At 71.2% G+C, this 21574-nt stretch carries 18 protein-coding genes and 1 riboswitch; of the genes, 11 read left to right on the top strand and 7 right to left on the bottom strand.

The features are described 5' to 3' along the window. Positions 1-70 precede the first annotated feature (70 nt). Positions 71-784, bottom strand: a complete 714-nt coding sequence (locus Scani_RS04730; RefSeq protein ID WP_159470312.1) for a M50 family metallopeptidase — start codon at positions 782-784, stop codon at positions 71-73. Positions 785-819: 35 nt separating this feature from the next. Here Scani_RS04730 and Scani_RS04725 point away from each other — a divergent pair, with 35 nt between their 5' ends. The 8 genes from Scani_RS04725 to def all read left to right on the top strand — a co-directional run bounded on the left by Scani_RS04725 (position 820) and on the right by def (position 9015). Continuing rightward, positions 820-1653 (top strand): SOS response-associated peptidase, encoded by an 834-nt coding sequence (locus Scani_RS04725; protein ID WP_159470310.1) that lies wholly within the window; start codon positions 820-822, stop codon positions 1651-1653. Between the two features lie 82 nt (positions 1654-1735). Then, on the top strand, positions 1736-2383 hold the full coding sequence (locus Scani_RS04720) for an alpha/beta hydrolase family protein (protein ID WP_246295491.1): 648 nt from the start codon (positions 1736-1738) through the stop codon (positions 2381-2383). Between the two features lie 422 nt (positions 2384-2805). Further along, on the top strand, positions 2806-3498 hold the full coding sequence (locus tag Scani_RS04715) for a sigma-70 family RNA polymerase sigma factor (RefSeq protein WP_218039164.1): 693 nt from the start codon (positions 2806-2808) through the stop codon (positions 3496-3498). After that, on the top strand, positions 3495-3896 hold the full coding sequence (rsrA, locus tag Scani_RS04710; protein WP_159470306.1) for a mycothiol system anti-sigma-R factor: 402 nt from the start codon (positions 3495-3497) through the stop codon (positions 3894-3896). The genes Scani_RS04715 and rsrA overlap by 4 nt, the downstream gene beginning before the upstream one ends. A 185-nt stretch (positions 3897-4081) precedes the next feature. Beyond that, on the top strand, positions 4082-5536 hold the full coding sequence (locus tag Scani_RS04705; protein ID WP_159470304.1) for an HD-GYP domain-containing protein: 1455 nt from the start codon (positions 4082-4084) through the stop codon (positions 5534-5536). Continuing rightward, a complete protein-coding gene (locus Scani_RS04700) occupies positions 5533-6873 on the top strand; it encodes an HD-GYP domain-containing protein (protein WP_159470302.1) in 1341 nt (446 codons plus the stop codon). Before Scani_RS04705 ends, Scani_RS04700 begins: the two co-directional genes overlap by 4 nt. Before the next feature lie 426 nt (positions 6874-7299). Beyond that, positions 7300-8301, top strand: coding sequence for a tetratricopeptide repeat protein (locus Scani_RS04695; RefSeq protein WP_159470300.1), 1002 nt, complete (start codon positions 7300-7302; stop codon positions 8299-8301). Positions 8302-8370: 69 nt separating this feature from the next. Then, complete coding sequence (def, locus tag Scani_RS04690) at positions 8371-9015, top strand: peptide deformylase (protein WP_159470298.1); 645 nt, start codon at positions 8371-8373, stop codon at positions 9013-9015. 41 nt (positions 9016-9056) lie between these two features. Here the strand turns inward: def and Scani_RS04685 are convergent, their stop codons facing one another. The 6 genes from Scani_RS04685 to Scani_RS04660 form a co-directional block, all read right to left on the bottom strand. After that, positions 9057-11006 (bottom strand): transglycosylase domain-containing protein, encoded by a 1950-nt coding sequence (locus tag Scani_RS04685; protein ID WP_159470296.1) that lies wholly within the window; start codon positions 11004-11006, stop codon positions 9057-9059. 98 nt (positions 11007-11104) lie between these two features. After that, positions 11105-12163, bottom strand: a complete 1059-nt coding sequence (locus Scani_RS04680) for a ribonucleotide-diphosphate reductase subunit beta (RefSeq protein WP_159470294.1) — start codon at positions 12161-12163, stop codon at positions 11105-11107. Continuing rightward, the gene (locus tag Scani_RS04675) at positions 12163-14598 is read right to left on the bottom strand and encodes a ribonucleoside-diphosphate reductase subunit alpha (RefSeq protein WP_371872305.1); all 2436 of its coding nucleotides are present in this window, start codon (positions 14596-14598) and stop codon (positions 12163-12165) included. Before Scani_RS04675 ends, Scani_RS04680 begins: the two co-directional genes overlap by 1 nt. Before the next feature lie 214 nt (positions 14599-14812). After that, positions 14813-14879: riboswitch (cobalamin riboswitch) on the bottom strand. Between the two features lie 271 nt (positions 14880-15150). Beyond that, the gene (mctP, locus tag Scani_RS04670) at positions 15151-16776 is read right to left on the bottom strand and encodes a monocarboxylate uptake permease MctP (protein WP_159471704.1); all 1626 of its coding nucleotides are present in this window, start codon (positions 16774-16776) and stop codon (positions 15151-15153) included. A gap of 59 nt (positions 16777-16835) precedes the next feature. Then, positions 16836-17096 carry a DUF3311 domain-containing protein gene (locus tag Scani_RS04665; protein ID WP_159470292.1) on the bottom strand — a complete coding sequence of 87 codons (261 nt, stop codon included), beginning with the start codon at positions 17094-17096 and terminating at the stop codon, positions 16836-16838. A 217-nt stretch (positions 17097-17313) separates the two neighbouring features. Next, positions 17314-18075, bottom strand: a complete 762-nt coding sequence (locus Scani_RS04660) for a GntR family transcriptional regulator (protein ID WP_159471702.1) — start codon at positions 18073-18075, stop codon at positions 17314-17316. A 242-nt stretch (positions 18076-18317) separates the two neighbouring features. On the opposite strand from Scani_RS04660, the gene Scani_RS04655 reads away from it, so the two are divergent. The 3 genes from Scani_RS04655 (at position 18318) to Scani_RS04645 (ending at position 21567) form a co-directional block, all read left to right on the top strand. Next, positions 18318-19586: an extracellular solute-binding protein gene (locus Scani_RS04655; RefSeq protein ID WP_159470290.1), complete on the top strand. Its 1269-nt coding sequence runs from the start codon at positions 18318-18320 to the stop codon at positions 19584-19586. Between the two features lie 104 nt (positions 19587-19690). Then, complete coding sequence (locus tag Scani_RS04650; protein ID WP_159470288.1) at positions 19691-20731, top strand: carbohydrate ABC transporter permease; 1041 nt, start codon at positions 19691-19693, stop codon at positions 20729-20731. Continuing rightward, positions 20728-21567 (top strand): carbohydrate ABC transporter permease, encoded by an 840-nt coding sequence (locus Scani_RS04645; RefSeq protein ID WP_159470286.1) that lies wholly within the window; start codon positions 20728-20730, stop codon positions 21565-21567. The genes Scani_RS04650 and Scani_RS04645 overlap by 4 nt, the downstream gene beginning before the upstream one ends. Positions 21568-21574 lie beyond the last annotated feature (7 nt).

The raw sequence follows: 21574 nt of genomic DNA, 5'->3' as shown, positions 1-21574 counted from the left end.
GGGGCGGGGCGGCCGCGGACACCCCGGGCGTGGCGGTACGCGAGCCGGCCGCCGCCCGGGGCGGCAGGCGTCAGAGACCGAGCAGCCAGCGCCCGCCGCCGATCAGCGAGCACAGCGTCACCACATGGAACAGGCCGAGCCAGACGGCCGCCGGAACATGGGTCAGGCGCGCCAGCTGGTCCGGGTCGGAGTCCGCGGCGCCGCCCCGGCGCCGCTTGCCCATCAGCTCGAACGGCGGCCGCACCCCGCCCAGCAGCAGGAACCACACCACGACGTAGGCGAACGCCGCCTGCACCTCCGGCGTCGTCAGCCAGGAGACCAGCACGAACGCGGCGCCGGTCAGCACCACGGTGAGCACGCCGTAGGCGTTACGGATCATGATCAGCATCGCCAGCAGCAGCGCGGTCGCGCCCCACAGCAGCGCCGTGATGTGCCCCGCGGCGAGCAGCGCGGCGCCCGCGAGACCCAGCAGGGACGGGGCGATGTAGCCGGCCGCGGCGGTCAGCACCATGCCCAGACCGGTCGGCTTGCCACGCGAAACGGTGAGACCCGAGGTGTCCGAGTGCAGCCGGATGCCGTCCAGGCGGCGGCCGGTGAGCAGGGCGATCAGTCCGTGCCCGCCCTCGTGGGCGATGGTGACGGCGTTCCGCGACAGCCGCCAGGCGGTGTGCGGGACGATGGCGCCCAGTGCCAGCACCGCGGTGATGATCACCAGCCAGAGCGACGGGGCGGGCTGGGTCCCGAAGACCCGGCTCCATATGTCGGTGAGGTGGTCGGTGTCCATGTCTCCCCTTCGTGTGGCATGGCAGTGTGGCATGTATGTGCGGTAGGTATGCAGCGAGTCGTGGCCCCGAGGACCTGGTGGGGACCTTCGGCGTTCAGCAGTGGGAGCCGACGGAGACCCTGGCGCCCAGTTGGAACGTGGCGCCGACGGACCGGGTGCACGCGGTGCTCGAACGCCCCCTCAAGGGCGCGGCGGCCGAGGCGTTCCCGCCGGACGGCCCGGTGCGCCAGTTGCGGACGCTGAAGTGGGGCCTGGTCCCGTCGTGGTCGAAATCACCCGAGGCCGCCGCAAAGATGATCAATGCGCGGGCCGAGACGGTGCACGAGAAGCCGTCCTACCGGCAGGCCTTCGCGACCCGGCGGTGCCTGCTGCCCGGCGACGGGTACTTCGAGTGGGTCACCGACGCCGCGGAGCGGCAGCTGGAGGAGCAGGGCAGGAAGAAGCGGCCCCGTAAGCAGCCGTACTTCGTGACGCCCGCGGACGGCGCGGTGATGGCGATGGCCGGGCTGTACGAATTCTGGCGGGACCGGACGCTGCCCGGCGATCACCCGCTGGCCTGGTGGGTGACCTGCACGGTCGTCACCACGGAGGCCGAGACCACCCCGCTGGCCGGGGCCGACGGCGGTGAGGGGCCGCAGTCGCTGGCCGACATCCACCCCCGGATGCCGCTGGTGCTGACACCGGACCGCTGGGACGCCTGGCTCGACCCCTCCCGCACCGACCCCGACGAGGTGCGGGAGCTGCTGGCGCCGCCGCCGGCCGGGCTGATGCGCGCCCATCCCGTCCCGACCGGTGTCAGCAATGTCCGCAACAACGGACCCGAGCTGGTCGCCGAGCTCGACGGCCCCGAGGTGGGCACGCTGTTCTGATCCGTTGCGGGCCTCCGCGGACGGGCGCCGCGCGGGGGTGCCGCGGCGGCCCTCCGGCCGCGGCACGGGGCAGGATGGGCGTATGAGCACTGGGGCGATGGAGACCGAGACGGTCGGGACACCCGCGGGCGACGCCCGGATCACCTGGCACCGCCACGCCACACCGGCGCGGGCGGTGGTGGCCCTGAGCCATGGCGCGGGCGGCGGCATCGAGGCCCGCGATCTGCGGGCCCTGGCGGCCGCGCTGCCGGCCCGCGGGTACACCGTGGCGCTGGTCGAGCAGCCGTGGCGGGTGGCGGGCAAGAAGCTGGCACCCGCGCCGAAGACCCTGGACACCGGATGGACCGCGCTGTGGCCGGCGCTGGAGAAGCCGGGGCTGCCGGTGGTCGCCGGCGGTCGCAGCGCCGGCGCCCGGGTGGCCTGCCGTACGGCGCGTGACCTGGGGGCGCAGGCCGTACTGGCGCTCAGCTTCCCGCTGCATCCGCCGGGCCGGCCGGAGAAGTCCCGGGCGGACGAGCTGACCGGTGCCGGGGTGCCGACGCTGGTCGTCCAGGGCGGCCGGGATCCGTTCGGCCGGCCCGGGGAGTTCCCGCCGGGGACGGAGATCGCCGAGGTGGCGCACGGCGACCACGGCTTCGCGGTGCCGAAGAAGGCGGGTGTCGGCGAGGCGGAGTCGATGGCCGTGATCACGGACGCGGCGGCGGTCTGGCTGGACGGGATGTTCGGCTGACCGTCCGCCTCCTTCTTTGCCGGAGCGGCAAGCAGGCTTGCCGGTGCGCCGGTGCGCCGGCAAGCGCGGGGCCCGGGCAGCCGCACGGGAGAGGGCCGCCGTGGGGGCGCCGGCCGGCACCGCCGCCCCGCGGTGACGGCGGCCCGTCCCCGGAAGTCCGTCCTCGACCGCGTGCGGCGGGAATGCCGGGCCGGATGCGGCTGTTGTGCCAGGCGTAGTACTCGAGTACGTCCGGTGAAGCACGAGGAATGGGAGTCCGCCGCATGGGAATCGCTTGCCCGGCCCGCCCGGCCGCCGACCTGCCGTGGTCGCAGATGCAGGTGACGCAGCCCGCCCTGGCTGGAGCGGCGGCGGCACCGGATCGTCGTCTATTCTCCGAATCGGGTGGGTCCGCATCCGGATCCAGGACGGTGTTGGAGGAGGTGGGTCCGGTCACCGGTACCGACGCAGGGGCCGACGGCACGGCTGAGGAGAAGGCTCAGGAGAGCGCTGCCGAGCGCAACGCGCGCTTCGAGCGGGACGCGCTGACGTTCCTGGACCAGATGTACTCCGCCGCGCTGCGCATGACGCGCAACCCGGCCGACGCGGAGGACCTGGTGCAGGAGACGTACGCCAAGGCGTACGCGTCCTTCCACCAGTTCCGGGAAGGCACCAACCTCAAGGCGTGGCTGTACCGCATCCTCACGAACACCTTCATCAACTCCTACCGCAAGAAGCAGCGCGAGCCCCAGCGCAGCGCCGCCGAGGAGATCGAGGACTGGCAGCTGGCGCGCGCCGAGTCGCATATGTCGACGGGGCTGCGCTCCGCCGAGTCGCAGGCGCTCGACCACCTTCCCGACTCCGATGTGAAGGCCGCGCTCCAGGAGATCCCCGAGGAGTTCCGGATCGCGGTCTACCTGGCGGACGTCGAAGGGTTTGCGTACAAGGAGATCGCGGACATCATGGGGACACCCATCGGCACGGTGATGTCCCGTCTGCACCGCGGCCGGCGCCAACTGCGCGGCATGCTCGAGGATTACGCCCGTGAGCGCGGGCTGGTCCCGGCGGGGGCGACCGCGGACCCGCAGTCCGCGCGCACGACGGAGTCGCACGACCGGAAAGGCTCGGGATCATGAGCTGCGGAGACCCGCACGAGAAGGACTGCTCAGAGGTCCTCGACCACCTCTACGAGTATCTCGACCGGGAGATGCCCGCGGGGGAGTGCGCAGATTTCCAGGTGCATCTCGACGAGTGCTCGCCGTGCCTGGAGAAGTACGGCCTGGAGCAGGCGGTCAAGAAGCTCGTCAAGCGCTGCTGCGGCCATGACGACGTCCCCAGCGACCTGCGCTCCAAGGTGATGGGCCGGATCGACCTCATCCGGGCCGGGGAGACCGTGCCCGAGGTGAGCGTGCTCGAACAGGCCAAGAAGGAACAGGCGCAGCGCGAGCAGGCGGCGGCATCCGAGGAGGGGACCGGTACGCCCGAGGCGACCGGATCCACCGATGCACGGAGCGAGACCGCCCGCGCCGAATAACGCGGCACATCACCCTAAGGGGTGAGGGGCGGGGCGATTCGTCCCGCCCGATCCGCTGATGCACCTTCCCCGGCGCCCCAGCCCCTCTATTCTCACCGGACCCCGGCGCACTGCGCAGGCAGCGCTCGGGTCCCTCCGCTCCGCAAGAGCGCGGGGAGAGCGGTGGGCACGGTGAGGAGGGCGCGATGCGGGAACTTCCGGGGGCCGCGCGAGGGTATATCGGCTGCGCCGCCCTGGCCGCGGCGCTGTGTGCCGCCCCGGCGGCCCGGCTCGGCGCCGGCGCCCCCTGGAGCAGCACCCTGGCCCTGGCCACCCTGTACGCACTGTGCGAACAGCTGCACCGCTGCCCGCTGGTGGGCGGCCGGATACCGTCCGGCACGGGTTTGGCCGGGGCGTTCGAGGGTTCTGTCGCCGGCTGGGCCAGCCCCGTCCTGCTCGCCGGGGTCTTTCTGCTGCCGCCGCCCCTGGCCGCACTGGCCGCCGTCCCCGGGGCGCTGATCGGACCCGCGAAGCCGCGCTCGGCCGGCGCCCGCAGGCTCTGGCACGCCGCCGAGCTGGCACTCGCCTGCTGTGCGGCCGCCCGGGTCTTCCGTGCCCTCGGCCACCATCCGCTGTCCGCACCGCAGTTCCCCGTCCTGCTGCTGCCGGCCGCGGCCGCCGCCCTCACCTTCTGCGTGGTGCTGGTGGCGCTCGACGGCGGGGTGCTGGTCGCCGCCGAGCGGCACCCCCTGCGCACCGCCTGGCGCGGCGCGCTGCCCCGGTCGCTGGGGCCGCACCTGGTGCACGGCCTGGCCGGGCTGATGATGGCGGTCCTGTGGCGCAGCTCGTACGGGCCGACGGCGGCACTGCTGGTGCTGCTGCCGATGTGTCTGTCCTGCTGGGTCTTCGCGCAGTACCACCGGGAACGCACCGCCCACCAGGCCACCATCCGCGCCCTCGTGCAGGCCGTGGACATCAAGGACCGCTACACGCGCGGGCACAGCGAGCGGGTCGGGCGCGCCTCGGTGATGATCGCCCGGGAACTGGGCATGGCGGAGGACCGGGTGGAGGTGCTGCGCTTCGCCGGCATCCTGCACGACGTCGGCAAACTCGGCGTCCCCACCCGGCTGTTGCGCAAGGACGGACCGCTGACGCCGCAGGAGCGCCGGGTGATCGAGCTGCATCCGGAGTACGGACACGAGATCGTGCGCGGCATCGGCTTCCTGGGGGAGGCGCGGGCGGCGATCCTGCACCACCACGAGCGGTTGGACGGGCGCGGCTACCCGTACGGGCTGACGGGGCATCACATTCCGGAATTCGCCCGGGTGGTGGCGGTCGCGGACGCCTTCGACGCGATGACCTCGACCCGCTCCTACCGCCGGGCCCGGCCGGTCCCGGTGGCCGTGGAGGAGCTGCGCAGGTGCGCCGGGGCGCAGTTCGACCCGCGGATGGTCCGGGCGCTGACGGCGTCGCTCGACCGGTACGGCTGGGATCCCGATCTGGTGACGGCGGCGGACGCGGAGCCCGGCACGGTGCGGGAGGGACAGGGCGCCGGCCCGCCGCAGGGGGCGGAGAGGGCGCAGGAACCCGGGGAGCCGGGCGGCGGCGGGCGGCGGCCCGAGCGCCACCCCGAAGCCGCCGGGCGGGACGGCGCGCGATGAGCGGCGCCCCGGAGCGGCCCCGGCCGGCCCGGCCGCCCGGGAGCCCGGCGGCGGCCGGCCGCGCCGGAGCACCCGCCGCACGGGGCAGCGCCGTGATAGCCGCGGTCTACGCCCCGGCCGGCGCGCTCGCCTGCTGGTCGCTCGGGCGGACGCTCTGGGAGGGTCTGGCCGAGCCCGGGATCGCGCTGGCCTTCGGGATCCTGATCGCGGTGGGCGAGCTGGTGGGCCGGGGGCCCGCACCGGCGGCCGGGGGACGGATGCCGGGGGAGCGCGAGGGCGCCCCGCTCGGTGCGGCGGGCGCCCTGGCGTACGCCCTGCTCGGTGAGGCCGGCGGACGGCCGACGACCCATGGCGTACCGCAGACCGTGGCCGTGGTCCTGGCGGCCGGGCTGGTCGGACTCGTCCCGCACGTCGCCCGCGGCCGGGGACCGGCGCTCGACCACCTCGCCTGCCGGATACTGACCATCGGCTTCGCCGCCACCTGCTTCCAGCCCCTCTACAACACCGGGACGCTGAACAGCTGGGCGGTCTCGGGTCCGGTCCACCCGCTGTTCATGACCGGTCTGATGGCGCTGACCGCGCTGTGCGACGCGGTGCTGGCGGCCGCGCTCGCCCGCGCCCGTACCGGCTGGCCGTACGGCCCGCTGCTGCGCGACGAGTTGCGGGCGCTGCCCGGCATCGGCTCGGCGATCTGTGCCACCGGAGTGGTGATCTCGCTGGCCACCGCGGTCGCCGGGCTGTGGGCGCTGCCGGTCTTCTGTCTGCCGCTGCTGCTGACCCAGTTCGCCTTCCGCCGGTTCGCCGCCGTGCGCACCACCTACCGCCAGACCATCGCCTCGCTGGCCCGCTCCACCGAGATCGCCGGCTACACCCCGCACGGCCACGCCCGCCGGGTGGCCGCGCTCAGCCGTGCCGTGGGCCGCGAACTCGGTCTGAACGAACCGGACCTGGATGTGCTCGAATACGCCGCGCTGATGCACGACATCGGTCAGCTCTCGCTCCTGGACCCGGTGCCGGCGGGCGCCACCGCGCCGCTGCCGCCCGCCGAACAGCGCCGGATCGCGCTGCTGGGCGGCGCCGTGGTCCGGCAGACCGGGGTCCCCGCGGAGGTCGCGGTGATCGTCGAGCGGCAGGCCGATCCGTACCGGGACCAGCCGGTCACGGCCCGTATCGTCCGCACCGTCAACGCCTACGACGACCTCTCGGGGCAGTCGGCGGGCCCCGGCGGCTCGCTGCGCGCGCTGGAGCGGCTGCGGCTGGCCACCGCCGAGGACCACGAGCCCCGGGTCGTCGAGGCACTGGCCCGGGTCCTGGCGTGCGGTGGACGGGCGGTGTGAGATGGCCGACTGCTCCGGCGGCGAGGGCCGGGCGGTGCCGGGCCTTCCGGCGTACGCCGCCCCGCCCCGGATGTGTATGCCCCGGTAAGGCAGGAAACGGTCACCGGCCGGTCACCGGCCGCCCCGGGGAGCCGTCCGCCCGCTCACGCCCCCGTATCGCGGCCGTTGAGCCGTCGCCGAGCGCCCGATGTCATGGAACCCATGGGTAATGAGCGGCCTTCGAGATGGGCATGGTTGGATGCGAAGGAAGCCCCTTTCAGGGGGTTCAGGGGGTCGGCGAAGGGCAAGGAGCCGCAGGGGGACCGGCAAACCGGGCTGAGCCCGGCGGCAATCTGTGGCAGGTTGTCGAGTGGGCCCCCACAAGGCCCCGGACGCCGCTCGGGACCCCACCTCAGCGGCATCAAGAGCAACCAGCAGGCGGGAATCGTGAGGATCTTCGGCAAGGTACGGCATCGGCCCTCCGCCTCGTGGCGGCAGGCGACCGACCGCGCTTTCACGCTGATCGGCGACGGCCGTTACGAGGACGCGGGAGCACTGCTGACCCGCGCCGCGGACATGGAGCCGTGGCTCTCGGAGTCCTGGTTCAACCTCGCCCTGCTGCACAAGTTCCGGCACGACTGGGAGCAGGCCAGGGCCGCCGGGCTGCGCGCGGTCGCGCTGCTGGACCGCGAGACCGGGGCGCCCGACTGGTGGAACGTCGGCATCGCCGCCACCGCCCTGCAGGACTGGCCGCTGGCCCGCAGGTCCTGGCAGGCCTACGGCCTCAAGGTCCCCGCCGAGGGCTCGCCGTCCGGTGAACCGCTCGGTATGGCCCTGGGCAGCGCTGCCGTCCGCCTCTCCCCGGAGGGCGAGGCCGAGGTGGTCTGGGGCCGTCGGCTGGACCCGGCCCGTATCGAGGTGCTGTCGATCCCGCTGCCGTCCTCCGGGCGGCGCTGGGGCGAGGTGGTGCTGCACGACGGCGTCCCGCACGGCGAGCGGACCACCGCGGCCGGCGCCGACGGAGCCACCAGGGCGTACCCGGTCTTCGACGAGATCGAGCTGTGGGCGCCCTCACCGGTCCCCACCTGGGTGGTGCTCCTGGAGGCCGCCACGGAGGCCGACCGGGACGCCCTGGAGCGGCTGGCGGCCGATGCGGGCTTCGCCGCCGAGGACTGGTCGTCGTCGGTCCGCCTGCTGTGCCGTACGTGCTCGGAGAGCCGGATGCCCAGCGACGAGGGCGACGGCGAGCACCTGGACCCGCACGACCACAGCGAGCCGGGCCACCCCGGGCCGCTGGGGCACCGCACGGCGGGCTCGGGCTCGCTGTGGGTACCGGAGCGCGAATGCGGTATCGCGGCGCCGTCCGCCCTGGTGCGCGGCCTGCTGGACGGCTGGGTCGCGGACAGCCCGGACACCCGGGAATGGCGGGATCTGGAAGAGGTCTGCTGAGGGGCCGGGCGCTGCCCCCGTAGGCTGTAGGGCGACTACTCAGGGTTTTCAGGAAGGCGTACGGCGGAGATGGCGCAGCAGCCTGTGTTTGATCAAGACGGTGACCAGCGCGCGGACGAAGCGTTCCTCGACGACGTCACGGACGCGGAGGAGCGGGAGACCGCCCATCGTGAGCGCGGCACCTCGCGGCCGATCACGGTCGTCGGCAACCCCGTGCTCCACAAGGAGTGCAAGGACGTCACGGAGTTCGACGAGGGGCTCGCCCAGCTCATCGACGACATGTTCGCCAGCCAGCGCACCGCCGAGGGCGTGGGCCTGGCCGCGAACCAGATCGGTGTGGATCTGAAGGTCTTCGTCTACGACTGCCCGGACGACCAGGGCGTGCGGCACGTCGGCGCGATCTGCAACCCGGTGCTGGACGAGCTGCCGGCCGAGCGCCGGATCCTGGACGACTCCAACGAGGGCTGCCTGTCCGTGCCCGGCGCCTACGCCTCGCTGGCCCGCCCCGACTACGCGGTGGTCCGCGGCCAGGACGCGAAGGGCGAGCCGGTCGCGATCGAGGGCACCGGCTTCTTCGCGCGCTGCCTGCAGCACGAGACCGATCACCTCTACGGCTACCTCTACATCGACCGGCTCAGCAAGCGGGACCGCAAGGACGCCCTGAAGCAGATGGCCGAGCTGGAGCCGCGCTACCCCGTCGTCGCCAACGACTGAGGCGAGCGGACGGGCGCCCGGCCGACGGCCGGGCGCCTCGCTCACGACCCCTGCTGGTAGGCCTGCCAGATCTTCGGCGGAATGCTCGTCCCCAGCCCCGTGCCGGAACCGCCGACGCCCTGCATCGGCAGCAGCTCGGGCGCTCCCGGCTTGTTGCGGAACATGGTCACGGCGGTGGTCGGCTCGCTGCCGGCACCGGGGTCGGGCGCGGGCTCGGGGCGGACACCGTCCCCCGGTCCGGTGCCGGGAACGGCGCCCAGGTCCGGGCCGGCGGCCGACGGGCTGCCGATGAACCACGCGGACTTCATCCGGTCGCCCGCCTCCGTGCGGCCGGCCGCGACCGGCTGCTGGAACGGCGCGCCGTCCGGCGTCCCCAGGGTGCGCCAGCCGACCCCCTCCAGGACGCTGGAGACCTGCTGGGCGACCCCGGCATCGAGGACCTGCACGGGCTCGGGGCGGTGGAAGCCGGAGACGCTCCGGCCGTCGTGGGTCATCTCGGACACCGCGTACGGGTCGGCGTGCAGCCCGCCGTTGGCGAAGGTGGTGTAGGCGCTCGCCATCCGTATCGCGCTGGGGGCGGAGGTGCCCAGCGGGAAGGTCTGCTCCAGGCGCGCCATGCTCTCCTTGCGCAGCCCCGTGGCCACCGCGAGATCCCGGATCCGCTCCAGCCCGATCCGCTGCCCGGCCTGGACGAACGGCGGGTTCTGGGCCGTCATCAGCGCCCCGCCCAGATCCGCGAACCCGGTCTTCTTGGCGGCCTGTTCCGCGGTGTCCGCGGGCTCGCCGTCCGGCCGCTGCAGTGCGGCCGCCAGCACGAACGGCTTGAAGGCGGAGCCGGCCGGGACCGCCGTGGTGTCCGCGTTGTTGCTGAAGTGCCGGGTGGCGTCCGCGCCGCCGTAGAGCGCGACGATCGCCCCGTCCTTGGGGCGTACGGAGGCCGCGCCGACCTCCACATAGTTGTCGGCCGCCCGCAGCCGGGGATCGACGGTCTCCCGGCGGACGTCCCGCACGGCCTTTTCCAGCCGGTGGGTGCGCTTCTTGTCGAATGTGGTGTGAATGCGGTAGCCGCCGCGCGCCAGGTCCTTGTCGGTCAGACCGGTGCCGGACTTGATGAACTTGTTGGCGACATCGACGAGATAGCCGGTCTGGCCGGCCTGGCTGGTGGGTTTGGAAATGCCCCGGGGCTCCGGGAAGGTGCGGTACTTCGCCCGCTCCTGCCCGGTCATCTTCCCGGTGGTGACCTGCCGGTCGAGTATCCACTTCCACCGGGCCTCGGCCCGCCGGTGATTGGCCTCGCTCAGCCCCGGGTCGTACTGTTCCGAGCCCTTCAGCAAGGCGGCCAGCAGGGCGCCCTGGCTGGGGTTGAGGTCCTTGGCGTCAATGCCGTAGTACGTATGGGCGGCGGCCTGGATGCCGTACGAATTGCGGCCGAACCAGCTGGTGTTGAGGTAGCCGCGCAGAATCTCCTGCTTGGACTTCTGGTTGCTCACCTTCAGCGAGATGATGAATTCCTTCACCTTGCGGGTGACCGTCTGGTCCTGCGAGAGATAGGTGTTCTTCACATACTGCTGGGTGATGGTGGAGCCGCCCTGGGTCTCCTCGCCGGAGACCATGTTGACCAGGGCGCGGCCGATGCCCTGGAGGGAGACCCCGGCGTCGCTGTAGAACGTGGCGTTCTCCGCCGCGATCACGGAGTTCTCGACGGAGTCGGGCACCTTGTCGAGGGTGACGTTCTGCCGGTTGACGGCGCCCACGCTCACCATCTGGCTGCCGTCCGCCCAGTAGTAGACGGTCGCCTCCTGGCCGGCGAGGGTGTTCTCACCCGGTATGTCGATCTTTGCGTAGACCACGGCGAACAGCCCCGCCAGGCCGCCCACGCCGAGCGCGACCACGCTCAGCCACTGTCTCCATGACGGCAGCCAACGGCGCGGACCTTGCCGTCCCTGACGCGGATAGTCGATGAACCGACGACGCCCCTTCGTGCCCTTCATGTCCGAGTAGATGTGGCGGCCCCGGATCCGGTTGCCGAGGTAACAGAACGCTCACAAAAGGCGGACGGCGGGGGCGAAGGGGCGTCGTGGTACGTCTTCTAGAAGTCGTCGTCGAAGGAGACCGAGCCTTCGACGGCGACCTGGTAGGCGGAAGCCCGGCGCTCGAAGAAGTTGGTCAGCTCCTGGACGTTCTGCAGCTCCATGAAGGAGAACGGGTTCTCCGAGCCGTAGACCGGCGCGAAACCGAGGCGCTGCAGCCGCTGGTCGGCGACGCACTGGAGGTACTCGCGCATCGAGTCGGTGTTCATGCCCGGCAGGCCGTCACCGCACAGGTCGCGGCCGAACTGCAGCTCGGCCTCGACGGCCTCCTTGAGCATGTCGGTGACCTGCTGCTCCAGCATGTCGTCGAAGAGGTCGGGCTCCTCCTCGCGGACGGTGTCCACCACCGAGAACGCGAACTCCATGTGCATGGACTCGTCGCGGAAGACCCAGTTGGTGCCGGTGGCCAGCCCGTGCAGCAGACCCCGCGAGCGGAACCAGTACACGTACGCGAAGGCGCCGTAGAAGAACAGCCCCTCGATGCACGCCGCGAAGCAGATCAGGTTCAGCAGGAAGCGGCGCCGGTCGGCCCTGGACTCCAGCCGGTCGATCTTCTCGACCGAGTCCATCCACTTGAAGCAGAACTGGGCCTTCTCCCGGATGGACGGGATGTTCTCCACGGCCGCGAAGGCGGCGGCGCGGTCGTCCGGGTCGGGGAGGTAGGTGTCCAGCAGCGTCAAGTAGAACTGGACGTGCACGGCCTCCTCGAAGAGCTGACGGCTCAGGTACAGCCGCGCCTCGGGGGAGTTGATGTGCTTGTAGAGCGTCAGCACGAGGTTGTTGGAGACGATCGAGTCACCGGTCGCGAAGAACGCGACCAGCCGGCCGATCATGTGCTGCTCGCCCGGCGAGAGCTTGGCGAGGTCGGCGACGTCGGAGTGGAGGTCGACCTCCTCCACGGTCCAGGTGTTCTTGATCGCGTCGCGGTAGCGGTCGTAGAACTCCGGGTACCGCATGGGACGCAGGGTCAGCTCGAAGCCCGGGTCCAGCAGGTTCTTGGTGCCGGTGGTGGTGGTGTGGGCGGCGGCCGCCGTGGTCTCGGTGGTCTCGGTGGACATTACTGGCAGGCCTCGCAGGACTCGGGGTTTTCCAGGGAGCAGGCGACGGCCTCGGGGTCGGTGGCCTGCTGCGGTACGGGGGCGGTCGAGGCGGCGGCACCACCGCGCGCGGACTGCGCGATCCGGGTCGCCGGGCGGGAGCGCAGGTAGTACGTCGTCTTGATGCCGCGCTTCCAGGCGTAGGCGTACATCGAGCTGAGCTTGCCGATGGTCGGCGACGCCATGAAGAGGTTCAGCGACTGGCTCTGGTCGAGGTAGGGCGTCCGGGCCGCGGCCATGTCGATCAGGGCGCGCTGCGGGATCTCCCAGGCCGTGCGGTACAGCGCCCGGACCTCCTCGGGGATCCACGCGACGTCCTGGACCGAGCCGTTGGCCTCGCGCAGCGCGTCACGGGTCCGGGCGTCCCACATGCCCAGCGCCTTGAGCTCCTCGATGAGGTAGGCGTTGACCTGGAGGAACTCACCGGAGAGCGTCTCGCGCTTGAAGAGGTTGGAGACCTGCGGCTCGATGCACTCGTACACGCCCGCGATGGAGGCGATGGTCGCGGTCGGCGCGATCGCCAGCAGCAGGGAGTTGCGCATGCCGGTGGTCGCGATCCGGGTGCGCAGCGCCGCCCAGCGGTCGGCCCAGCGCGGCTCGGCGTTCGGGTAGTGGTCAGGGTGCAGCACCCCGCGGGCGGTGCGGGTCGCGGACCAGGCCGGGTGCGGACCGTGCCGCTCGGCGAGGTCGGCGGACGCCTCGTACGCGGCGAGCATGATCCGCTCGGAGATCCGGGTCGACAGCTCCCGCGCCTCGGCCGAGTCGAAGGGCAGCCGCAGCCGGAAGAAGACGTCCTGCAGGCCCATCAGGCCCAGACCGACCGGGCGCCAGCGGGAGTTGGAGGTCCCGGCCTGCTCGGTCGGGTAGAAGTTGATGTCCACCACGCGGTCGAGGAAGGTGACGGCGGTACGGACCGTGGCATCCAGCCGCTCCCAGTCCATCTCGCCGTTCGCACCCAGGTGGGCCGAGAGGTTGACCGACCCGAGGTTGCAGACCGCGGTCTCCCCGTCGTTCGTCACCTCCAGGATCTCGGTGCACAGGTTGGAGGAGTGCACGACCTGGCCGCGCTCGGCGGTCTGGTTGGCGGTGCGGTTGGCGGCGTCCTTGAACGTCATCCAGCCGTTGCCGGTCTGCGCCAGGGTGCGCATCATGCGGGAGTACAGCACCCGGGCGGGGATCTGCTTCTGCGCCCGGCCGTCGGCCTCCAGCTTGCGGTAGGCGGCGTCGAACTCGTCGCCCCACAGGTCCACCAGCTCGGGGGCGTCCGAGGGCGAGAACAGCGACCAGTCGGCGTCGGCCTCCACCCGGCGCATGAACTCGTCCGGGATCCAGTGGGCGATGTTCAGGTTGTGCGTACGGCGGGCCTCCTCACCGGTGTTGTCGCGCAGCTCCAGGAACTCCTCGATGTCCGCGTGCCAGGTCTCCAGGTAGACACAGGCGGCGCCCTTGCGCCGGCCGCCCTGGTTCACGGCCGCGACCGAGGCGTCCAGGGTGCGCAGGAACGGCACGATGCCGTTGGAGTGCCCGTTGGTGCCGCGGATCAGCGAACCGCGGGCGCGGATACGGGAGTACGAGAGGCCGATGCCGCCGGCGTGCTTGGAGAGCCGGGCGACCTGGTGGTACCGGTCGTAGATCGAGTCCAGCTCGTCCAGCGGCGAGTCCAGCAGGTAGCAGGACGACATCTGCGGGTGGCGGGTGCCGGAGTTGAACAGGGTGGGGGAGGAGGGCAGGTAGGACAGCGAGCTGGTGAGGCGGTAGAGCTCCGCGACATCGTCCAGGGCACGGTCGCTGTGGTCCTCCGCGAGGCCGCAGGCCACCCGCAGCAGGAAGTGCTGGGGGGTCTCGACGACCTGACGGGTGGTGGGGTGGCGCAGGAGGTAGCGCGAGTGCAGGGTGCGCAGTCCGAAGTAGCCGAACCGGTCGTCGGCGCCGTCGGCCAGCGCCCCCTCGACCAGCGCGTCCAGCCGGGCCGCGTGGGTCCGTACGAACTCCGCGGTCTCGTCGGCGATCAGGCCCTCGCGGTGGCCGACCGCGACGGAGGCGGAGAAGGCGACCGCCCCCTGTCCGGCCGCCTCCTCCGCGATGGCGAGGGTGAGCAGGCGCGCGGCGAGCTTGGAGTACTGCGGCTCGTCACCGATCAGACCGGCCGCGGCGTCGATGGCCAGCGACCGCAGTTCGGCCTCGTCGGAGCCCGCGTGCCGGCCGCGCAGGGCGGCGGCGGCCACCTTGCCGGGGTCGGTCGCGGTCAGGTCCTCGGTCAGCCTGGTCAGGGTGCGCAGCAGGGCGACCCCCGGACCGTCCTCGCCCGGTCCGCCATCGGCGGAACCGGCGGGCGTGTCCACCACGGGCGGCACGACCTCGGCGTCTGACGCGGGCTCCGTTGGCGCGATGGTCACGTGATGCTCTCCCTCACTCGGCGGGGGCCAGGAGGAGGGACGCGACGGGCGCACGCGGGCATGCGGCACCCCGTCATGGTCAGGGGTGCGCGGGCACACCGCGCGGCGTCCACCGGCCCAACCCTCGGGGCCCGGACGTATCGACACCCGCACCCATGGCGGTGCGGACGTACCATCGGCAGGTCCTCGGACTACACGAGCGCACGCCGGAGCCGGTGTCCGGCCGGTCGAGCGCGCTCCCACACCGTTGCGGGACAGTTCCGGATTCCCACCGGATTCCCCTGCGGCGACAGCGAGGACGAGCATACATGTGGTGGTGGCCCATCAGGTGCACCCCCATATCTAGTGTGTCGTGAGTGATCACACAGTGCCTGTAAGTGGCCTGCTCCACGGCCGGTGCCGCGGTCCGGGCCCGTCCGGCGGCCGGAGGGGAGGGCTCCGTGGCCACGCCCGGCCTCCGGCCGCGGGCCGTCCGCCGGGGCAGGAAACGGCTACGGGCCGCCACGTCCCGGGGGAGGTGACGGCCCGTTCGCCGTGGGCGCGACCGGTGGCTCAGTGCCCGGCCGGTGCCTCCGCCGTGGCGGGGGGCAGTTCGGCGGCGACGCCCGTGTCGCCGGCGTCCGCCGTGTAGTCGGCGGGGCTGGTCTCGTCGATGCCGTCGGGGGCCTTGGCGGCCTTCAGGGCGAAGGTCAGGACGACCGTGACCACGACGTTCAGGACGAAGGCGGTCAGACCGATGTAGCCGATCTCACCGATGCCGGGGATCTCCTTGCTGGAGCCGCCGAAGTGGGCCTGGGTGGGGCTCGCGACGCCGTAGGCCGCGAGCGTGCCGTAGAGCATGCCGACCGCCCAGCCGGTCAGCAGCGCCCAGCGGTGGAACCAGCGGGTGAACAGTCCGCCGACCAGGGACGGCATGGTCTGCAGGATCCAGATGCCGCCCAGCAGCTGGAAGTTGATCGCGACGGTCTTGTCCATGGTGAGGACGAAGACCAGCGCGCCGACCTTCACCAGCAGCGAGACCAGCTTGGCGACCTTGTGCTCCTGCTCGGGCGTGGCGTCCGGCTTGAGGAAGTCCTTGTAGACGTTGCGGGTGAACAGGTTGGCCGCGGCGATCGACATGATGGCCGCGGGGACCAGCGCGCCGATGCCGATCGCGGCGAACGCCACGCCGGAGAACCAGCTCGGGAACATGTCCTCGAAGAGCTGCGGGATGGCCAGCTGCGGGTTGCCCTGGATGTCCGTGCCGGCCTTGACCGCCATGAAGCCGAGCAGCGCCAGCAGGCCCAGCATCAGGGAGTACAGCGGCAGGATGGTGGTGTTGCGGCGGATCACATTGCGGCTGCGCGAGGACAGCGTCGCGGTGATCGAGTGCGGGTACATGAAGAGCGCCAGCGCCGAGCCGAGCGCCAAGGTGGCGTACGCCCATTGGGCGTTGGGGCCGCTGACCAGCTCGCCGCGCGGTTTGCCGGCGACCGGGCCGGGCTGGGCGAGCGCCTTGCCGGCCGTGTCGAAGATCGCGTCGAAGCCGCCCAGCTTGATCGGGATGTAGATGATCGCCACGGTGATGACGAGATAGATCAGTCCGTCCTTGACGAACGCGATCAGCGCCGGCGCCCGCAGCCCCGAGGAGTAGGTGTACGCGGCCAGCACGGCGAAGGCGATCAGCAGCGGCAGGTCCTTGACGAACCAGTTGGTGTGCTCGCCGCCACCGATGCCCATCACGTCCAGGACGGCCTGGATGCCGACCAGCTGGAGCGCGATGTACGGCATCGTGGCGAGGATGCCGGTGAGCGCCACGGCCAGCGAGAGGCCCTTGGAGCCGAAGCGGCCGCGCACGAAGTCGGAGGTGGTGACGTAGCCGTGCTTGTGCGAGACGGACCAGAGGCGGGGGAGGAAGGTGAAGATGAGCGGGTAGACCAGGATCGTGTACGGGACGGCGAAGAAGCCCGACGCCCCCGCCGCGTAGATCGCCGCCGGAACGGCCACGAAGGTGTACGCGGTGTAGAGGTCGCCGCCCAGCAGGAACCAGGTGATCCAGGTGCCGAAGCTGCGGCCGCCCAGGCCCCATTCGTCGAGGTTGGCGGACTGCTCGGCCTTGCGCCAGCGGGCGGCCAGGAACCCCATGACCGTCACGGCCAGGAAGAAGAAGACGAAGACGGCGAGGGCGACGCCGTTGATGCCGTGGGTCTGGGAGGCGGCGAGGGCCCCGGAGGCGCCCGTCGCGGTGGTGGTGACAGTCACTCGGCCACACCGCCCTTGCGGGCGCGCTGCTCACGCTGCACGAGCTTGTACGCGAGCATGGTGAGCACCGTCGAGATCAGCACCCACGCCATCTGGTACCAGTAGAAGAACGGGATGCCGATGAGCTTCGGCTCGACCCTGGCGTACGAGCTCACCCAGAGCATCGCCACGAACGGAGCGATCAGGCAGACCCCGGCCACCACGCGCGTGGGCGTGACCACCTGTCTGCGATCCGGTGATGCGACTGGCTGCGTCATGGCCGTGGCTCCGTCCCCTGGCGGTCTCCTGTGTGATCGGCTGGAAATCTATGGCAGGGGCGTGGCGCGCGTCACTAGCTGTCCGCATATCGGTATCAAGACTCCACACGGGGGACACCCCCGTGGCGCGACGGAATGCCGTGTTCGTCCCGCTTGGGGGTGGCCGTGACGCCGACGGGGGTGTCGCGCCCCGGGGGAGCGGCCCCGGGGCGGTGGGTCAGTCCGTGGGGCGGCGCAGTCTGGCGACGAACTTGTAGCGGTCGCCCCGGTAGACCGAGCGCACCCACTCCACCGGCTGTCCCTGGGCGTCGAGCGAGTGCCGGGAGAGCATCAGCATCGGCAGGCCGACGTCCGTGCCCAGCAGGCCGGCCTCGCGCGGCGTGGCCAGCGAGGTCTCGATGGTCTCCTCGGCCTCCGCCAGTCGCACGTCGTAGACCTCGGCCAGCGCGGTGTAGAGGGAGGTGTATTTGACGAGGTTCCGGCGGAGCGCGGGGAAGCGCTTCGCGGACAGATGGGTGATCTCGATGGCCATCGGCTCACCACTGGCCAGCCGCAGCCGCTCGATGCGCAGCACCCGGCCGCCGGTGGCGATGTCCAGCAGGCCGGCGAGCCGGTCGTCGGCGGTGACATAGCCGATGTCCAGCAGCTGGGAGGTCGGCTCCAGGCCCTGGGCCCGCATGTCCTCCGTGTAGGAGGTCAGTTGCAGCGCCTGGGACACCTTGGGCTTGGCGACGAAGGTGCCCTTGCCCTGGATGCGCTCCAGCCGGCCCTCGACGACCAGCTCCTGCAGGGCCTGACGCACCGTCGTGCGCGAGGTGTCGAACTCCGCGGCGAGGGTGCGCTCGGGCGGGACCGGGGTGCCGGGCGGCAGGGTCTCGGTGATCTCCAGCAAGTGCCGCTTGAGGCGGTAGTACTTGGGTACCCGCGCGGTCCGCGTGCCGCCGCCGCTCTCGGCACCGTTGCCCCCGTCCGTCTCCATGACCCGCCTCTCCGACTCCTGTGGCACTGCCGTCACCGGCTCCTCCGTACGTAGCGGCTCACATCGTGGCACGGGTGGGTTTCCCGCGCTCCCTTGCAGGTCCCCGCTCGCCAGATGTCGGTCCGGTAACGGACCTGACAGCGACTCTTATACACCCTTGACACCCCCAATGGTCTAGGCCAAGCTGCGGGCGCTGGTCTAAACCATTAAAGACCACACCCGGCCTCGAGGGGGAGAGCGCAATGAAGCGTGGGCTCATAGCGGCGACGGCGGTCGCGGGGATGCTGGTGGGTGTCGCTGCCTGTGGGTCCGGCGGCGGCAACGCGGCGGGCGCGGACGGGTTCAAGGGCCGGAAGCTGACCGTTTGGGTGATGAGCGGTTCGAATCCGGCGCAGTGGACCAAACAGGTCTCCGAGCAGTTCAGGAAGAAGACCGGCGCCACCGTCGACTTCAAGGTCCAGCAGTGGAACGGCATTCAGCAGAAGCTGAGCACCGCCCTGTCCGAGGACAGCCCGCCGGACGTCGTCGAAATCGGCAACACCCAGACCGCCGCCTACGCCAAGGCGGGTGCGCTGGCCGAGCTCGGCGATCTGAAGAAGGAGATCGGCTCCGACTGGAACGACGCCTTCAACAAGGCCTCGCTCGTGGACGGAAAGCAGTACGCACTGCCGTGGTACGCCGGAAACCGCGTGGTGATGTACAACAAGAAGATCTGGGCCCGGGCCGGTCTCAAGGGCACCCCCACGACGCGCAGCGAGCTCTTCAAGGCCTTCGGCGCCATCAAGAAGAAGACCGACGCGGAGCCGCTCTATCTCCCCGGCCAGAACTGGTACTTCTTCGACGGCCTGACCATCGGCACCGGCGCCGACCTGGTGAAGAAGCAGGGCGGCAGGTGGGTCTCGAACCTCGGTGACCCCAAGGTCGCCAAGGCCATGGACCTCTACCGGCAGTACCAGGCCTTCAGCACCGCCCCCAAGAACAAGGACGAGGCCACCCCGCAGCAGGCCGAGGTCTTCGCCAAGGGCCGGACCGGCGCCGTCATCGCCATGGGCTACGAGGCCGCCACCGCCGTCAAGGCCAACCCGGAAATCAAGAAGGACATCGGCTTCTTCACCATCCCCGGCGAGACAGCGGACAAGCCCGAGGGCGTATTCCTCGGTGGCTCCAACTTCGCCGTCGCCGGTATGGGAAAGAACCAGGAACTCGCCAAGGAATTCCTGAAGGTCGCCCTGTCGAAGCAGAACGACGGCCAGATGGTCAAGGAGGCCGGCTGGACCCCGAAGTCAGCCGACCTGGCCGGTGCCGCACAGGAGAACCCGGCCGCCGCGGCCGCCGCACCCGCCGCGGAGAAGTCCGGCGGCACCACTCCGCTGATTCCCCAGTGGGCCGCCGTGGAGAACGTACCGAATCCGGTCAAGAGCTATATGACGGCCGTTCTGGGCGGTAAGTCCCCGGCCGATGCCGCCAAGGACATCGCATCCGAGATCAACGCGCGGCTCGCCAAGCAATAGCCGGCGGGCGGTGTGCGGGGCCGGGCGCTTCCGGCCCCGCAGGCACGGGACCTGGCGGCAGGCGTACCGAGGATTCACGGCGACACAAGGGGGAGCAGGGGCCCATGGCGGCGCAGCTCGACGACGCGGTGGGCAAGGCCGCGCCGCAGACCGGCAAGGGGGACGCGCCGCCCGCCGGGCGGGACGGGGGCAGCCGGCCGGGCGGACGCGGCGGCCTTCGAGCCCTCTCCCGCCGCGCTCCTCGTTCTCCCGCCCGCCGCACCCCGTATCTCCTCCTGCTGCCCGCCCTGCTCGCGACCGCGGTCCTCCTGGGCTGGCCCATGGTCCGCAACCTCCTGCTCTCCTTCCAGAACCTCAATATGAAGGAGCTGATCCAGCACCTCACCGACTGGCGCGGGGTGGGCAACTACCAGGAGATCCTGGGCAGCGAGCAGTTCTGGCGGGTCACCCTCCGCACCCTCGTCTTCACCGCGGTCAACGTCGTCCTGATCATGGTCCTCGGGGTGCTGATCGGACTGCTGCTGGCCCGGCTCGGCAAGAAGATGCGTCTCACGCTGTCCCTGGCGCTGGTGCTGGCCTGGGCCATGCCGGTGATCGCCGCCACCACCGTCTTCCAGTGGCTCTTCGACTCCCGCTACGGCGTCGTCAACTGGCTGCTGGACACGGCGGGCTGGCACGCCATGGCCCACTACGACTGGGTCGGCACCCAGCTGTCGGCCTTCTCCGTGATCACCGTACTGATCGTCTGGCAGTCGCTGCCCTTCGTGGCCCTGAACCTCTACGCCGCCACCACGACCATCCCCAGGGAGCTCTACGAGGCGGCCCGGATGGACGGCGCCGGCACCTGGAAGGTCTTCACCTCCGTCACCTTCCCCTTCCTCAAGCCGTTCTTCCTGGCCACGACGTTCCTGGAGATCATCTGGGTCTTCAAGGCGTTCCCGCAGATCTTCGCGATCAATCAGGGCGGCCCCGACCGGCTCACCGAGACACTGCCGATCTACGCCTTCACCGAGGGCGTCGGCAACCTCCACTTCGGCATGGGCGCCGCGATCTCCCTGCTGACGATCGTGGTGCTGCTGGCGATGACCGCGTACTACCTGCGCCTGACGCTCCGGCAGGAACGACAAGAGGAGAACGAGCTGTGAAGCGCGCTGCTCTCGCGACGGCCGGCCGTATCTGGCCCAATGCCACGGCGATCGTGCTCGCCCTCGGCTTCGTCTTCCCCGTCTACTGGATGTTCAGCACGGCCTTCAAGCCGACCCGGGACATCATCACCGAGGAACCCGTGTGGTTCCCCTTCCACGGCACCGCCGAGCACTTCGCGACCGCGGTGAACGCCCCCCACTTCTGGACGCTGGCCGGGAACTCCGTCGTGGTGACGGTGCTCGCCGTCGGCCTGTCGCTGGTGATCGCGCTCTGCGGGGCGTTCGCCCTGACCCGTATGCGCTTCAAGGGCCGCCGGGGCATCCTGCTGACCTTCATGATCGCCCAGATGGCGCCCTGGGAGGTCATGGTGATCTCCATCTACATGATCGTCCGGGACGCGGACCTGCTCAACAGCCTGGTGCCGCTCACCTGCTTCTACATGCTGATGGTGCTGCCCTTCACCCTGCTGACGCTCCGCGGGTATGTCGCCGCGGTGCCCAAGGAGCTGGAGGAGTCGGCGATGGTCGACGGCTGCTCGCGGCGGCAGGCGTTCCTCAAGGTGGTCTTCCCGCTGCTGGCGCCCGGTCTGATGGCCACCTCGCTCTTCGGCTTCATCACCGCATGGAACGAATTCCCGCTGGTGCTGGTCCTCAACAAGGAACCGGCCATGGGCACCCTGCCATTGTGGCTCTCGCAGTTCCAGAGCCAGTTCGGGGACGACTGGGGCGCCACCATGGCCGCCGCCTCGATCTTCGCCGTCCCGATCCTGGTCCTCTTCCTGTTCCTGCAACGCAAGGCGGTCGGCGGTCTCACCTCCGGCGCAGTGAAGGGATAACGCCGCA

It is taken from the genome of Streptomyces caniferus (assembly GCF_009811555.1).
Taxonomy (GTDB): Bacteria; Actinomycetota; Actinomycetes; order Streptomycetales; family Streptomycetaceae; genus Streptomyces; species Streptomyces caniferus.
Note: the sequence above shows the minus strand (reverse complement) of the source record. Positions and strands in the feature narration are given on the sequence as shown.

Bases quoted from the DNA above. Each gene is read 5' to 3' on its own strand.
- Scani_RS04730 (WP_159470312.1), bottom strand. From the start codon at position 784: ATGGACACCGACCACCTCACCGACATATGGAGCCGGGTCTTCGGGACC.
- Scani_RS04725 (WP_159470310.1), top strand. From the start codon at position 820: ATGTGCGGTAGGTATGCAGCGAGTCGTGGCCCCGAGGACCTGGTGGGG.
- Scani_RS04720 (WP_246295491.1), top strand. From the start codon at position 1,736: ATGAGCACTGGGGCGATGGAGACCGAGACGGTCGGGACACCCGCGGGC.
- rsrA (WP_159470306.1), top strand. From the start codon at position 3,495: ATGAGCTGCGGAGACCCGCACGAGAAGGACTGCTCAGAGGTCCTCGAC.
- Scani_RS04705 (WP_159470304.1), top strand. From the start codon at position 4,082: ATGCGGGAACTTCCGGGGGCCGCGCGAGGGTATATCGGCTGCGCCGCC.
- Scani_RS04700 (WP_159470302.1), top strand. From the start codon at position 5,533: ATGAGCGGCGCCCCGGAGCGGCCCCGGCCGGCCCGGCCGCCCGGGAGC.
- def (WP_159470298.1), top strand. From the start codon at position 8,371: ATGGCGCAGCAGCCTGTGTTTGATCAAGACGGTGACCAGCGCGCGGAC.
- Scani_RS04685 (WP_159470296.1), bottom strand. From the start codon at position 11,006: ATGAAGGGCACGAAGGGGCGTCGTCGGTTCATCGACTATCCGCGTCAG.
- Scani_RS04680 (WP_159470294.1), bottom strand. From the start codon at position 12,163: ATGTCCACCGAGACCACCGAGACCACGGCGGCCGCCGCCCACACCACC.
- Scani_RS04665 (WP_159470292.1), bottom strand. From the start codon at position 17,096: ATGACGCAGCCAGTCGCATCACCGGATCGCAGACAGGTGGTCACGCCC.
- Scani_RS04660 (WP_159471702.1), bottom strand. From the start codon at position 18,075: ATGGAGACGGACGGGGGCAACGGTGCCGAGAGCGGCGGCGGCACGCGG.
- Scani_RS04655 (WP_159470290.1), top strand. From the start codon at position 18,318: ATGAAGCGTGGGCTCATAGCGGCGACGGCGGTCGCGGGGATGCTGGTG.
- Scani_RS04650 (WP_159470288.1), top strand. From the start codon at position 19,691: ATGGCGGCGCAGCTCGACGACGCGGTGGGCAAGGCCGCGCCGCAGACC.